15 protein-coding genes are annotated in these 13,380 nt (G+C 70.5%); 9 read left to right on the forward strand and 6 right to left on the reverse strand.

The genetic code is table 11. The features are described from left to right. Positions 1–159: 159 nt before the first annotated feature. A complete protein-coding gene (locus ACFXMF_RS30735) occupies positions 160–957 on the forward strand; it encodes a hypothetical protein (protein ID WP_360322652.1) in 798 nt (265 codons plus the stop codon). 290 nt (positions 958–1,247) lie between these two features. Here the strand turns inward: ACFXMF_RS30735 and ACFXMF_RS30740 are convergent, their stop codons facing one another. Next, positions 1,248–1,931 carry a TetR/AcrR family transcriptional regulator gene (locus tag ACFXMF_RS30740; RefSeq protein WP_379991429.1) on the reverse strand — a complete coding sequence of 228 codons (684 nt, stop codon included), beginning with the start codon at positions 1,929–1,931 and terminating at the stop codon, positions 1,248–1,250. Positions 1,932–2,169: 238 nt separating this feature from the next. On the opposite strand from ACFXMF_RS30740, the gene ACFXMF_RS30745 reads away from it, so the two are divergent. The 5 genes from ACFXMF_RS30745 to ACFXMF_RS30765 all read left to right on the forward strand — a co-directional run bounded on the left by ACFXMF_RS30745 (position 2,170) and on the right by ACFXMF_RS30765 (position 7,335). Further along, the gene (locus ACFXMF_RS30745) at positions 2,170–2,697 is read left to right on the forward strand and encodes a hypothetical protein (protein WP_379991430.1); all 528 of its coding nucleotides are present in this window, start codon (positions 2,170–2,172) and stop codon (positions 2,695–2,697) included. 55 nt (positions 2,698–2,752) lie between these two features. Beyond that, the gene (locus ACFXMF_RS30750) at positions 2,753–3,625 is read left to right on the forward strand and encodes a hypothetical protein (protein ID WP_379991431.1); all 873 of its coding nucleotides are present in this window, start codon (positions 2,753–2,755) and stop codon (positions 3,623–3,625) included. Positions 3,626–4,517: 892 nt separating this feature from the next. Next, on the forward strand, positions 4,518–5,375 hold the full coding sequence (locus ACFXMF_RS30755; RefSeq protein ID WP_379990374.1) for an NAD(P)H-binding protein: 858 nt from the start codon (positions 4,518–4,520) through the stop codon (positions 5,373–5,375). 24 nt (positions 5,376–5,399) lie between these two features. Beyond that, a complete protein-coding gene (locus ACFXMF_RS30760; RefSeq protein WP_379990375.1) occupies positions 5,400–5,720 on the forward strand; it encodes a hypothetical protein in 321 nt (106 codons plus the stop codon). A gap of 109 nt (positions 5,721–5,829) precedes the next feature. Beyond that, on the forward strand, positions 5,830–7,335 hold the full coding sequence (locus ACFXMF_RS30765) for a hypothetical protein (RefSeq protein WP_379990376.1): 1,506 nt from the start codon (positions 5,830–5,832) through the stop codon (positions 7,333–7,335). Between the two features lie 124 nt (positions 7,336–7,459). Here the strand turns inward: ACFXMF_RS30765 and ACFXMF_RS30770 are convergent, their stop codons facing one another. Genes ACFXMF_RS30770 through ACFXMF_RS30785 form a run of 4 tightly spaced genes read right to left on the reverse strand, consistent with a single transcriptional unit; the run spans position 7,460 to position 9,902 of the window. Beyond that, positions 7,460–7,633, reverse strand: a complete 174-nt coding sequence (locus ACFXMF_RS30770) for a hypothetical protein (protein WP_379990377.1) — start codon at positions 7,631–7,633, stop codon at positions 7,460–7,462. Between the two features lie 13 nt (positions 7,634–7,646). Then, positions 7,647–8,354, reverse strand: a complete 708-nt coding sequence (locus ACFXMF_RS30775) for a response regulator (protein WP_379990378.1) — start codon at positions 8,352–8,354, stop codon at positions 7,647–7,649. Continuing rightward, complete coding sequence (locus tag ACFXMF_RS30780) at positions 8,351–9,607, reverse strand: sensor histidine kinase (protein WP_379990379.1); 1,257 nt, start codon at positions 9,605–9,607, stop codon at positions 8,351–8,353. Before ACFXMF_RS30780 ends, ACFXMF_RS30775 begins: the two co-directional genes overlap by 4 nt. After that, positions 9,564–9,902 carry a hypothetical protein gene (locus ACFXMF_RS30785; protein ID WP_379990380.1) on the reverse strand — a complete coding sequence of 113 codons (339 nt, stop codon included), beginning with the start codon at positions 9,900–9,902 and terminating at the stop codon, positions 9,564–9,566. The genes ACFXMF_RS30780 and ACFXMF_RS30785 overlap by 44 nt, the downstream gene beginning before the upstream one ends. A 404-nt stretch (positions 9,903–10,306) precedes the next feature. On the opposite strand from ACFXMF_RS30785, the gene ACFXMF_RS30790 reads away from it, so the two are divergent. From ACFXMF_RS30790 to ACFXMF_RS30800, 3 genes are all read left to right on the forward strand, one after another. After that, the gene (locus ACFXMF_RS30790) at positions 10,307–10,645 is read left to right on the forward strand and encodes a TetR/AcrR family transcriptional regulator C-terminal domain-containing protein (RefSeq protein WP_379990381.1); all 339 of its coding nucleotides are present in this window, start codon (positions 10,307–10,309) and stop codon (positions 10,643–10,645) included. A gap of 337 nt (positions 10,646–10,982) precedes the next feature. Beyond that, positions 10,983–12,098, forward strand: coding sequence for a hypothetical protein (locus ACFXMF_RS30795; RefSeq protein WP_380020875.1), 1,116 nt, complete (start codon positions 10,983–10,985; stop codon positions 12,096–12,098). 184 nt (positions 12,099–12,282) lie between these two features. Then, a complete protein-coding gene (locus ACFXMF_RS30800; RefSeq protein ID WP_379990383.1) occupies positions 12,283–12,687 on the forward strand; it encodes a hypothetical protein in 405 nt (134 codons plus the stop codon). Here the strand turns inward: ACFXMF_RS30800 and ACFXMF_RS30805 are convergent. Next, positions 12,629–13,015 (reverse strand): hypothetical protein, encoded by a 387-nt coding sequence (locus tag ACFXMF_RS30805; RefSeq protein ID WP_379990384.1) that lies wholly within the window; start codon positions 13,013–13,015, stop codon positions 12,629–12,631. The genes ACFXMF_RS30800 and ACFXMF_RS30805 overlap by 59 nt on opposite strands. Between the last annotated feature and the right edge of the window lie 365 nt (positions 13,016–13,380).

Here is a 13,380-nt window from a genome sequence, read left to right on the forward strand (position 1 = left end):
CGATACCCTCGGGCGGGCCCGGCCGTCGCACTCGGCGAGGGGGCGACCGCGCTCGGCGATACTCGCGGCGCCGGGGGCGAGCGCCCGCGCGTCCGCCGGCGGGGCCATTCCGGGATCGTAAGTAACTTACGATCTCCGAACGCAGGGTACGATTATCGCATGGTGGACACTCCTGAAGACGATGCGACCGAGCCGACGCGCACGCGCTCGACCAACCCCCCGCCCGCTCAACGCCGGCATCGACCCCGCGAGGAGACCCGCGCCCTGCTGCTGGCCGCAGCGGCGAACCTCGCCATCGAGCGAACCCGTCCCACGGCATCGAGTCCCCACAACCCGCTGGCGGACATTCGCATGGCGGACGTTCTCGTCGAGGTGAATCGACGCAACCCCGACGGCAGGAAGCTGACGACCGGGGCGTTCTACCAGATCTGGTCGGACCAGGCCGCTTTCCAACTGGAACTGATGCGCCATGTGATGGACAAGATCGCCACCCCGGGGGCACGGCAGATCGAAGCCCTCGCATTCGGGCTGGTCGCCGACGGAGAGGCACCCGAGGAGATCTTCCGTCAGATCAGCGAGGCCGACTTCCGGTGGACGAGCGCATCCCCGGAGCTGTACCTGGCGCTCGGCCTAGGAGCTCTGGCCCCTGTCGACATGGTGCGTGATGCCCAAGCCGGAGCCAATGAGCGCTACGTCGACGAGACCGATCACCTCTTGAGCGTCCTACTGCGCTACGCCCGCCGCCGTCTCCGACCCGACCGCAGCATGGAGGACCTCATCTGGGCCGTCGAGGCGTTGTCCGTGGGCTACCTCCTGCGCTCGCGCACCCATCCCGACATTCCCGAACGGACGGATCGCAACGGCTGGAGCGCCCAAGCGAGCGCCTACCTCGGTGTCATCCACGCGTTCAGCGAACCACTCCCCGACGATGCGGAAGCATCCGAAGCGACTTCGTGAACTCGGTCGCCAACACCGCAGCAGGTGCAACAGCCGACCGGAGGAAGTGAACCGAGCCCATGTCGGGGCGAGGCCGCGAACCGGCCTCCCCCGACGACAAGGCACGCCTCGCCACGGGGCGAAACGATGGGCCTTCGACGGGCGACGCCTTCTCCGAGGGCACTTGGCGTGGTATTGCAACGCCGTGCCAGGGCGTCGATGGCGAGTGTGCGGCGGCGTGGGTGGTCGGCGGGCCTTTCACCCGGCGGACTGCCCGGCAGAGTAGGCGCACGAGCCCGAGGGCTGTTACCTCACGAACCTTCCGGGCTGCTGGGCCGGGTGCCGTTTCGTTCCTGGTGCGTCGGCACCGCGTCCAGCACCAGCTCCACTGTGGCGAGGAAGCTCTCGCGGGTGAAACCGACGGGTTCGATGCGGCGGCTGTAGTGGGCCAGCGCGGGAAAGTCCGCCGGATCGGCGCCCAGCGTGATCACCCGGAAGGTTTCCAGTCTCCGCTTTTGCTCGGTCGGGCCGCAGGACTGGCCGGCCGCGTGCGTGGAGATCAGGGACACGGACAAGGTCACCAGCCGGTGGTACCACTCGGGGACGAGTTCCTCGGGCACCCCGGCGTCGCCGAGAGCCTGCAGGGTCTCCTCGATCACCAGCCGGCTGCCGGGTCCGCTGCCCGGATAGTGGCCGGTGTCCTTCGCCAGCTGCGGCAGCGCGGCGTACGCATCCCATGAGCGCAGGGTCAGGTCGACCAGCCGCGCACGCCAGGTCCCCTGCCGCCGGTAGCCGCGCATGGCCTGGACCAGCACATGGTCCACGATCGCGAGCATCAGCTCGGTGCGGTTGCGGAAGTGGCGGTACAGGCTGGAGGAGTCGGTACCCAGTGCGGCAGCCAGTTTGCGCATGCTGAACAAGTCGTCGCCTTCGGAGCAAGAGAGCAGCTCCACGGCGGCATCCAGGATGGTCTGTTCGCTCCACCGCTGACGCATGGCGGCAGTCTAGTCGAGCGGAGTGAGCGCTCCATCAGGCGGCGAGCGCGATGTTGCACACGATGTTGCACGCACCGCGTGCAGCAGGGTTCAATGAGCCCATGAAAGGACTGCCCGAGTCCACCGCCCCGGAGCGGCCCGGGGGCAACGTCCTGAGCGATGCGCTCGACGGAACCAGTCGAACGCGGTTCTGCCCGAGCCGGCCGCCCTGCGGAACGAGCTCGACATCGACCCGGGCGTGCGGAGCCGGCGTGACTCCGGCGCGGTCTACCGGGTGCGCTCGCCGCCGGGGCACGAGGCCACCCTCTTCAGCCGCTACGCCGATGTCCGGGCCGTGCACAGTCGTGCCGCGCGGCTCCGGCTCGACGCGATGTGCCCGTCACCCGGCTCGGCGGCCGAGGGCGTGGACGACGAAGAGATGAAACACCGCCGTGCCGGGCGACTGCCGATGCCGGATCCACCCGAGCACACCCACCGGCGGCTGCTGACCGCGACCTTCACGGTCCGGCGGGCCCAGGCGCCGGCCCCGCGGTTCCAGGGGATCGTCGACGAGTACCTCGACGCGATGGCGGCCGCCGGCCCGCCCGCGACGTCACCCGCGCCCGCTGCCCGCACCCGGCTATCGGCCACGGAATTCACCACTGCCTCGGCGCGACGCCGGCGCGCCTCGAACTACAGCCGGCTCCTCCGGCGTTGCTGCGGCGGTTCCCCGGGCTGCGCCTCGCCGATCCCGCCGTCACCCCCGACTTCAAGCACCGCGTGCTGAGCCACGGTCCGCGGTCCCTGTCCTCGGCCTGGTGACAACCCTGAAGGGAACAACGTTGATCATCGACGAACATTCCGCCGCGCTCATGGCCGAGGCCGACTTTCCCGACCGCCGGCAAGTTACGCAACGGTTCGGCGACCTCGCCCCGGACGGCACGACGAGCACAGTGGCACTGGCCCGTCTGTTCGAGCATCCCCGCATCGGCCTGCGCTTCCCCCGCTTCGACAAGCTTCTGGCCGACGGCGGGTTCGGGCCCTTCCGCATTCTGCTGGTTGGCCAGGACGTCGAGCGGTGGACGCCGTTCGGCACCTTCGATGCCACCATCCGGATCGGCACCGGAATCCGGGCGATCGGCCGGACCTCCTACGCCTACGGGCAGGGCATGTTCATCGACGGGCGACTCGTCGCCACAGCCGGGGCCACCATCGTGCTCGCCGACAAGTCCGGAGCGCTCACCTTGCCGGACGAACTGCGCGCCGACCTCGCGGAGTTGCGACTGCCGGGAACGGATGCAGCAGTGGCGTCGCAACCCGATCCGCCGCGCCGCGAGCGGCAGTACTACCCGGCCGCTGCCACCGTCCATGCCCGCGTCGGGGACGTCGACCTCAACCGGCATGTCAACTACATCGCCCAAGTCGGCTGGTACGACGAGGCGATCGCGTCCCACGCACACGACCTGCTGGGAGAGGGCGCCGCCAGGAAGCTCCCCCGATACCTCCCCTGGCGCTACCGCGTGACCTACCTTGGCGAGGTGCACTACCCCGGCACTTATGACATCGGGATCGCCGTCAGCGGACACGACGAGCACACCGTGCACTACGAACTCGGACTGTTCGACAGCGGACGGTGCCTGGGTACCGCAGACGCCTACGCACCCTGCGGCAAGCTTCCTGCCACCGCATTCCCCGACGGCAAATTCACGAGCTGATCGGCTTCGGAAGTGCCCGAGCGCATCACCGCACTCACCGCGCCGGCCGTCCCGCCCGCCGACGCGGGCCCCCGTGACCTGGTGGCCCGCGCCGGCGGAGTCCTCGACTGCGCAGCGCTGATCGCCTTCGACGGTCGGGCTCACCGCGCCCGGCTCCGGGGCCGACCTCAGGTGAGGTCGAACGTGATGGTCACGGAACCATCCCCACCCTCATGTCTCCGTGAGGATGAGTGCTCCATCCTGTGCCTCCTCGACCCGCACCAGGAGGCGGCCGCGATCCTCGCCGGGAAATGCGAGCGAGAAGTGGGGATCCATCTCCACGAGGAAGTCCCAGCCCTCACGCCGAGTCGCGTCCAGCGCAATGGAGTGCCGATCGTAACGGTGATGTCGATCCCATCCTCGGCGAGGCAGATCGACTGATTTGCCCACCATTCAAGACGTGCCGAACCCACGTATCGACCCATGGCCACACTATGCACTCCGCCCCAACGTGCGTGCCGGTCCGGCATGTTGTGGCTGCGACCCGCAGGAGGCGGCTGTTCTCGACCATCAAGCGCCGAGGACGGTGCGGAGAGGTGCAAGTCGGCTTCGGCGTGACGGCTGCCGGTCGGCGCGGCGTCTCGCTGCTTCCCCGTCCCGAGGATGCCCGCGACGATGATGGCGATCTTTGATCGTGGTTCCCCATCCGGGAACGGCGGACCAGGGGAGCGGAAGCCGTCGCGGCGGAGCGAGACGCCCGGCCGCTGGAACGTCGGTCATGACGCCGCTGCGTGGAACGGCTGTCCAGGCCCCTGCGGGAACGTTCCCATGTGCGAGGGCTTCCGGACTTGTCCTACCGTCCTCGGCAGCGGGCCCGCATCCATAGTTCGTTTCCCACAAACAGGGGTTCTCCATGACCATCCTCGTGACCGGAGCGACCGGCACCGTGGGCAGGCACGTGGTCGCTCGGCTCGTCGCGGCCGGACGGCCCGTCCGGGCGCTCACCCGCACTCCGGAGACCGCCGGGCTGCCCAAGGGTGTCGACGTCGTCAAGGGCGACCTGAACAGTTCGGGCGACCTGGCGTTCGACGGGGTGGGGAGTGTGTTCCTCGTCGCGGGCATCTTCGACCCGGCGCACGCGGCCGACCTGGCGCAAGCCCTGGTCGGCCGTGCCGTGGCGGCCGGGGTCGCCCGGATCGTGACCCTGACCAGCTCTGCCGTCACGACCGGACGAGGCGGCCACTACGACACGCTCCACGCGGTGGAACAGGTCGTCGAGAAGTGCCAGGTGGCCTGGACCCACGTGCGGCCGGGCGAGTTCGCCGTCAACAAGCTCGACGTCTGGGGCGAGTCCATCCGCAACGAGAGCATGGTCCGCAACGCCTACCCCGACGGCATCGGCGTGCCGATCCACGAGGCCGACATCGCCGACGTCGCAGTGATCGCCCTGACGCGGGACGGCCACGCGGGCCGGGCGTACGACCTGACCGGGCCGGAGGCCCTCACCCACCGGGAGCAAGCGCAGGCGATCGGCGCCGGGCTCGGCCGCGCGATCGCGTTCGAGGGACTGACGTACGGTCAGGCCCGCCGCGCCTACCTCGAGGCCGGATTCCCGGCGGAGATCGCCGAGTTCATCCTGGGCTACCAGGCCGAATACGCCGAGGAACCCCCGTCGGTCTCACCGACGTTCGAGCAGGTGACCGGGAAGAAGGGCCGCACGCTCGCGCAGTGGGCGGTCGACCACGCCGCCGAGCTGGCCCCGACCGCCTGACGGTCTACGGCATGAGGCGGGGCGGTGCTGCGGGCCAAGGCGCGCAGCACCACCCCGTTCGTCGACGCGAACGCGGGATTTCCTTTTGTACGGGATGGGGCGTTGCTCGACGAAGTCGATGCGATGTACATGATGGACGGACTCTGGTGGCAGGCAGGCGACTTCGATGTCACGACCTGTCGAGCCTTCGGGATCATCAGGATGGGAATGGGGCTCAAGGAGTGCGCCGATTTCTACGACATCCGCCCGGAGGCGACGGGCCTGCTGATCGGGGCCGATCGGCTTCTCCCGGCGGATTCCGTGGATGTCGCGCTGTGTGAGGCCGTGCTGGGAGCCGTCCGTTGATGCGTTGTCCGGACGGTGCCGCCCTCGTTCCCGGGGGTGGGGCAGTCCCCACCCCGATTCTCCACTTGGCGCCATGGTCGAAGGGATCGCCTCGTAGCACTGTGTTGTCATGCCCACTCGACGCGAGACACTCGCCGCCTCGGCCGCCGTGACCGGCGCCGCGTTCCTGCCCGCCGTCCCGGCCGCAGCGGCCACGGAGGCCGATTCCGGTCGGCCCCCCGGCGGCACCATCGCCCTCGCCCACGCCACCATCCTCGGTGTGGGCCCCGATCGGACCGTCCTCGTCCGGGACGGCCGCATCGTTCGCACCGGCCGTTCGGCCGAGATCGAGATCCCGCGCGGGACGACGACCTACGACCTGACCGGCAAGTACATCGTCCCGGGCGGCCTCGTCGAGGCCCATGTGCACAACGACGGGCCCGAGAGCGTAATGCCGCCCCTGTTCCCGCTCAACGGCGTGACCGCGGTTCGCGAGATGTGGGGCAAACCCCTGCACCACGCATGGCGGGACGAGGTCCGCGCGGGCCGACTCCTCGGTCCCCGCTGGGTGATCGCGAGTTCGATCATCGACGGGCGGCCCTCGATCTGGGCCGGCGAGGTCGGCAAAGTCGTCGAGGTCGCCGACGCGTTGTCCGCACGCCGCGCGGTACGCGAGGCGAAGGCCGAAGGCGCCGACTTCGTCAAGGTGTACTCCCGGCTCGACCGCGAGGCGTACGAGGCGATCGCCGACGAATCCCGTAGCCAGGGACTGCGTTACGCGGGCCACTGCCCGGACGTGGTGCCCATGGCGCGCGCGAGTGATGCCGGGCAACAGTCCATCGAGCATCTCCACGCGCTGACGCTCGCCACGTCCTCGCGAGAGGACGAGATAAGGCGGGCCATCGCGAGGATCCGCATCGATCCCGGTCTCGGTTCCAGTCTCGATCGCTACGCGAGTTGGTTCCGGCAGGTGCACCCGCTGGAATTGCAGGCGATTCGCAGCTTCGACGTCGGCCGTACACGGGCCCTTTTCGATCGGCTGGCGGCCAACGGGACGTGTGTCGTGCCGACTCTGACCGTTCATCATTGCCTGGAGCGCACCGACCAACTTGCGGTCGACCCGGCGGAGATGCGCTACCTGCCCACCTGGATGACCGACGAGTGGGAGCCCACGTGGGCCGCCCTGACGGCCGGTCGTACCGCGCGCGACATCGCCCACCTCCGTGAGATCTACGCGCACCGGCTCCGGCTGGTCGGCGAACTCCACCGGGCCGGCGTGCAGTTGATCGCAGGCACCGACACCGGTACCGGTTACGCGGTCCCCGGCTTCTCCCTGCACCACGAACTGGAACTGCTCTCCGAGGCGGGAGTGCCCGACCGGGACGTCCTCACCGCCGCGACCACCGAGGCCGCCCGCATGCTCGCGCTGCCCGCCGACCGCGCCGACCTGCTGGTCCTGGACGCCGACCCACGCGCCGACATCCGCCACACGCAGCGGATCGACTCCGTCCTGGTCGGGGGCCGCTACGTGGACCGCCGGGAACGCCTGCACCTGCTGGACGAGGTGGCGCGTGCCGCCGCCGCGAGCAGGCCCCCCGCCGCAGGCGCCGCGGCACCCCACATCTGCGTCCACTGACCACCTGTGTCGACGCAAGGTTCGCCGGGGTGTTACGCGGGGAAGTGCCGCCTCGTACACGCGCGTTCGGGCCGGCGTGTCGGGTTCGGCGTCGGGGTCCGCGATCCCCGGGCGGGTGGGATGTTCAGTGCGCGAAGGTGCGCCATTCGTCGCGCAGGACGGAGCCTTGCCAGGCGTCCCAGCTGTTCGCCGCCCAATCCTCGGTGAGGAGGAGGGGGCGGGTGAGGACGTGGTTGCCGGCGCGTTGGACGCGGGCCGCGACGCCGAGTGCGGCCGTTCCCCGTCCCCGCGCCGGCATGCGGCGCGGCGCGCTACGGCGCCGGGCCGGGGCGCGGGCGGGCGGGGGGCGGCTGCGGCACGTGGGCGAAACCGGTCCGGTAGGCGAGGGCGACGAGCTGCGCGCGGTGATGGGTGCCGAGCTTGTGCATGATGCGCTGGACGAAGGTGCGGACGGTGAGCGGGCTGACGAACAGGCGCTCGGCGATCTCGTCGTTGGTCAGGCCCTCGGCCACGCACAGCAGGACCTCCTGCTCGCGGGGGGTGAGCTGGTCCATCTCGCGCGGGGTGGCGAGGGGGCGGTCAGGGCCGGCAACGGCGAGGTAGCGCGTGACCACCGTGTGGGTGCCGAGCGGGGAGAGCACCATGTCGCCGGCTGCGACGGTGCGGATGGCGGCGAGGAACTCGGCGGGGCGGACGCCCTTGCCGAGGAATCCGCTGACCCCCGCGCGCAGGGCGCGGGTGATGTAGTCGTCGGTCTCGAAGGTGGTCAGGATCAGCACGCGGGTGCCATCCAGCTCGGGGTCGGCGGTGATCTGCGCGGCGGCGGACAGCCCGTCCTGGCGGGGCATGCGGATGTCCATGACCACGACGTCGGGTGCGGTGCTGCGGGCCAGGCGCACGGCCTGTTCGCCGTCGCCCGCGGTGGCGACGACTTCGAGGCCGTCGGCTGCGTCGATGAGGACCTTGAAGGTCCCGGCGAGGAGCGCCTGGTCGTCGGCGAGGAGCACGCGGATGGTCATGGGGCGTCCCTGGGTGTCGTCGGCGGCGGGCCGGGAGCGGTGAGGGTGGGCAGATCGGCCCGCACCTCGAAGCCGGCCCCGCCGCGGAGGTGAGCGTGCAGGTGTCCGCCGACGGCGTGGGCCCGCTCACGCATGCCGATCAGCCCGTACCCGGCCACACCCCGCGACCGGGGGGAGGTGGGGGCGGGGCCGCCATCGGTGACGGTCAGGGTCAGCCGGTCGGCGGTGTAGCGGAGGTGGACGGCGGCGGTGGCGGTCAGGGCGTGCTTGGAGACGTTGGTGAGCGCCTCCTGGGTGATGCGGTAGGCGGTGAGACCGACGCCGGGCGACAGCGGCCGGGCCTCGCCCTCGCGGGTGAGGGTGACGGCCAGGCCGACGCTCTCGAAGGACGCGAGCAGGTCGGGCAGTTGCGCCAGCCCCGGCGCGGGCTCGGTCGACCCGGTGGGCTCATCGTGTTCGCGCAGCAGCCCCACGGTCGCCTTCAGTTCGCCCAGAGCGGCGGTGAGGGGGGCGGTGAGGTTGCCGGTGACCTCGGCCGCCGCGTCGGGGCGGGTGGCGAGGAGGTAGTCGGCGGTGGCGGCCTGGGCGAGGGTGATGTGGTGGGCGACGACGTCGTGCAACTCGCGGGCAATGCGCATCCGCTCGGCGCCCACCCGGCGCCGGGCCTCCTCCTCGCGGGTGTGCTCGGCCATCGCCGCGCGGGCCTCGACCGCCGTGACGTAGTCGCGGCGGCTGCGCAGCGCATCGGCCACGGCCGCCGGCAGGAGGGTGAAGGCGGCCAGGCCCACCTGCTCGGGCCGCAGCCGCGCTTCGCCGGGCGGCCATAGGACGGACGCGGCCAGCAGCACCGCCGCTGCGGCGGCGGTGCAACGGGCTGCGGTGCGGCCGTCGGTGTGCCAGGCCAGCGAGGCGAACGCCGCCATCACGGGACCGGTGAGGGTGGAGCCGAGCTCGTACCCCTGAGAAGGGCCGAGCGCGCCGAGGACCGCGGTGCACCCGGTCGTGATGATCACGGTCAGGCGCGGGTGGGTGCGGCGCAGCATCAGCGCGGCGCACGCCAGGACAGCGACCGCGGCGGGAACCGGCGGGGGCCGGCGCACGATGCGGGGCGGCTGCGCCATCGTGGTGGTCAGCACCGCCGGCCCGCACAGGACCGCCGCGATGGCCATGTCGAACGCGCGGGGGTGGCGCCGGGCCCACGAACGGATCTCAGCGATCACGACGGGCCCGGCCAGGACGTAGGCGCCGACCAAGCCGCCGGAGATCCCCGTGCCGCTGCAGGGGGAGGCGCGGTGCGCGGCGTCCCCGGCCCAGGACAACCCGGCCCTTGGGCCGGCCGTCGATGCGCACCTGGGCGATCTCCTGGGAGTGGAAGAATGGGCTGTCTTTCATGCCCTCGACGAACCGCTCGGTCTGCCGGTCGGCGTCCCGGAACCGCTCGGCCCGGAACTTCTGCTGCTGCTCGATCGGAGCGCGGTGGATCGCGGAGGCTTCCCTGAAGTCCTCGCGGGAGTTCTCACGGGAGTCCTCACGGGAGTCCTCACGCATGACGAAGTACACCTGCGTCTCGGTGCGTTGTGGCTGCGCCGCGTGATCTGCCGGCCGCCCGGGACCATGTAGGTGTCGCGGATGTCGGTGTCGGAGGCGATCCGCGGCACGAACCAGTACGCCATGTGGATCCCCGCGCGCCAGTGCGGGTCGAAGCCCTCGGGCAGCAGCGCCCGGCGGGTAACGCGAGCCCTGCCCGTCGGCGCCGATCAGCAGGTCGTACTCGCCCGAGGTCCGGTCCGAGAAGTGCGCGGTGACCCTGTCGGAGCGCTGCTCGAAGCCTTCGACACTCTTGCCGAAGACGTAACTCGGCGGCGGCCTTCGTCGCCTCGTGCAGGATGCGCACCAGGTCACCACGCGCGATCCCGTACTGCGACGTCGGCGTCTGACAGCCCTTGCCGGAGGTGTCGGCCGCGATCCTGCTGATGCGCCGCGACGGCGCCCGCCTGCACGCCGGCAGCACCCCGACCGGTGATCTGGACCGGATCCGCCGCAAGATGGCCTTCCTGGTCACCTCCGGCGTTCCCGAGCAGCAGGCGCAGATGGCGATGCTGGCCGCCGGCCGCTTCACACTCGGCTGCGTGCTGGAGGAGCAGGCCGACGCCGACGCGCCGGACGCCGGGGACTTGCCGGACGACGTCCCCGCGCTCGACCAGGAAGCGGCGTTCGAGGCGGGCCTCGCGCTCATCCTCGGCGGCCTCGAACAGCACACCGCCCGATCCGGCGCCGCAGCCACGCCCTGACCGCTGCCGGCGGCCGGGTCAGGACAGGGCGCTTCGAGGGCATCTCGTCGCGGGTGCGGCGTCCCGGGTAGTCGCGCGGCCCCCACACGGCCGCCACGACGAGCAGCCACACCACGGCCCCCACCGGCAGCCGCCCGCCGAACAATCCGGTGAGCACGGCCACCGCGAGCGGCGGCAGCGAGTGCGCCGGCAGGACGCCCCGGCGCCGCCTCCGCGCCGCCTCGGCATCGGAGCGGACGGGCTGTCCGGGACAGTCCCGAACAGTCCCGAACGGGGTGAAGTGCTTGCGGGTGGTGGTGTGAACACGGCAGCGTCCTCGGCAGGACGAGCGGCAGCGATGGACTTCTCCCTCGTGCCTCACATGACCTTTGAACGCAGAGGAACGCCCATGCGCAAACACCTACGCATCGCTCTGCCGGGCCTGGCAGCGGCCGTGATGATCCTGGTTCCGAGCGGGCCGGAGGCACTGGCGGCCCCGGCAGGAGGCGAGGATGTCACCGTTTACGTCGACCCCGGCGCGTTGTCGCCGGCCGACCTTTCGGGGGATTCGCTTCCGCGGACGGCCGGGAAAACCGGCCTGACTGCGCAGAGTCCGGTCAGGTCCCTGCGTGACGCCCAGGTTGTGCTCGAGGCCAGGCACCCGAAGAACGCGACGATCATGCTCCGCGGCGGCACCTACACGGATGCCGGGGTCGAGTGGGCGCCGGGCATCGCGTCCGGGATCGTCACCGTCAAGGCTCAGCCGGGGACGGGACCCGTCACCTTCGACGGGCGGGCGGCCAAGGACGGGTACTGGACGAAGGTCGGTCCGAAGTCGCCGAAACTGAACTTCCAAGGGCCATACACCGTGCAGCGCTACGGCGACGGCGGGATCAAGGCCACGGGAACCAAGCAGGACGGACCGGTCAAAGGGCTGGTGGTCAACGGGATCACCTTCAAGGAAATCGGCAATGCCTGGGTCAAGGGTGGCAACGGCTACGCCGGCATACACCTGAACTACGTTTCGAAGGCCAAGATCACCAACAACCGGTTCATCAACCTCGAGAACAAGGAAGTCCCGGGGAACACCCACGGTGTCTATCTCGCCTTCAACCAGACACAGAAGACCCCGGGGAGCAACGGGAATCTGGTGAAGGGAAACACCTTCCAGGTCGTCTCCGGCGACCCGGTCCGCGCCAGCGACGGCAGCAGCGGCAACAAGGTCCAAAACAACGTGTTCAAGAAGGGCCGCGACTTCGAGGGGAAGATCCGAGGGAATGGCAACCACGGGATGTTCACCTACTGGGCGTTCCCGAGGGCAAACATCTGCGGAAGCGGTGGAAACACGTTCTCGGGCAACACCTACAGCGTGAACTACTACAACAAGAAGGCGCCGGCCGTTTCCTCGGGGACGGACACCGGCCGCACGTGCAAGTCCGTCAAGGATACGGGCGGCAACACCTACAAGCCGTAGCATTCCCGACGTACTTCGGTACCCGTACAGGTGAAAGCGTCGACTCAACCCTGATCGCTCTTGTTCCCCCCCGACGACGACGCCAGAGGCCCCGCGGGACGTTCCACCGTGTGAGTCGGTGCCCGGCGGGGCCGACTGGCGAGTTCGTGAACGCGCCGATCGGGGCCGTCGAACGCCAAGCGGCGTGCCGATCCTGCCCGTCGACGTCAACCACTCCCACCCCGGCCACACCCTCGAACGAACCACCAGCGGAACCTGGGGCGTGCGCGCGGCCCTGTCCGCGGTACGTGGCATCACCGACCAGGAATGCGCCTGCATCGCCGCCGGCCGCCCCTACACCCTTCCTGACGGACCTGTGGCAACGGGCCGGCCCGATGCTGCGCACTGCCGAACACCCCGCCCGCATCGGCGCCCTCGACGGCCTCCACGACGGGCGCCCGACCCGGCGGGCCCTGCTCCTGTCGCCCGGCGTATTCGCTGTGGTGGGGCGTGCGCGAGGTGGGCCGAGGTGTTCGACGACGGGCCCGGGCTCAGTACGTGTAGATGGCGATGCTCCTGGCCGTGGTGTTCGGCGGGCAGACGAACCTGATCGTGGCCTTCCCGTGCTTGTTCGGGCTCCTGTAGAAGTTGCCGTTGCTGCAGCCGAGGTAGCCGTACCAGTTCGGGTAGTTGCAGGTGATCGTGGCGCGTCGGCCGGAGAACGACTCCCCCGAACAACCACTGGCCTTCGCGGTGGGTGCCTGCGCGGGAAGCGGAGAGGGGGTGGCGGTGCCAGTGGTGGTCTGGCCGGTGGCCTCGTCGACGACCTCGTACTCGATCTCGTCCCCGAAGGGAGCCGCGTGGGCGGTGACCGCGCCGGTGCCCAGGACCAGGGTCGCCGCGGCGAACGCGGTGCCCAACGACGTGCGGAGCCTCATGGGTTGCTGCCTTTCGATTCGACGCCCGGGCCCTTGCGGCCCGGGGGACACGCTCCCAACCTGCCGGCTCCCACACGCCCCGAGGGCCGGGTCGGCGTCGGGTCACCCCAATGGACCAACCATCACGTCGCTCGGCCCTCGCGACGCCCGCCCGGACAGCCGAAACCACCGCCGGACGGCGACTCGTTCCCCCAGGGTTTCCGGGGGCGCGCCCCCGTGCGAACGCCTCCCGCGCGTACGGATGGTGCATGGTCGTGGACTGGTTCTGCAGCGATCACGGCCTTGAGTCGCTCGTCGAGGGCACGGTTTGCGGGCGGTGATCCGGCGGAGCTGCTGGTTGAGGTGGTGTTCTCGGTGGTGATCCG

The sequence above is a fragment of the Embleya sp. NPDC059213 genome (assembly GCF_042754445.1).
Classification (GTDB): Bacteria; Actinomycetota; Actinomycetes; order Streptomycetales; family Streptomycetaceae; genus Embleya.

Coding starts and splice junctions, on each gene's coding strand:
- ACFXMF_RS30735 (WP_360322652.1), top strand. CDS start 160: ATGGTGGACACTCCTGAAGACGATGCGACCGAGCCGACGCGCACGCGC.
- ACFXMF_RS30740 (WP_379991429.1), bottom strand. CDS start 1,931: ATGCGTCAGCGGTGGAGCGAACAGACCATCCTGGATGCCGCCGTGGAG.
- ACFXMF_RS30755 (WP_379990374.1), top strand. CDS start 4,518: ATGACCATCCTCGTGACCGGAGCGACCGGCACCGTGGGCAGGCACGTG.
- ACFXMF_RS30765 (WP_379990376.1), top strand. CDS start 5,830: ATGCCCACTCGACGCGAGACACTCGCCGCCTCGGCCGCCGTGACCGGC.
- ACFXMF_RS30770 (WP_379990377.1), bottom strand. CDS start 7,633: ATGCCGGCGCGGGGACGGGGAACGGCCGCACTCGGCGTCGCGGCCCGC.
- ACFXMF_RS30775 (WP_379990378.1), bottom strand. CDS start 8,354: ATGACCATCCGCGTGCTCCTCGCCGACGACCAGGCGCTCCTCGCCGGG.
- ACFXMF_RS30785 (WP_379990380.1), bottom strand. CDS start 9,902: ATGCGTGAGGACTCCCGTGAGGACTCCCGTGAGAACTCCCGCGAGGAC.
- ACFXMF_RS30795 (WP_380020875.1), top strand. CDS start 10,983: ATGGACTTCTCCCTCGTGCCTCACATGACCTTTGAACGCAGAGGAACG.
- ACFXMF_RS30805 (WP_379990384.1), bottom strand. CDS start 13,015: ATGAGGCTCCGCACGTCGTTGGGCACCGCGTTCGCCGCGGCGACCCTG.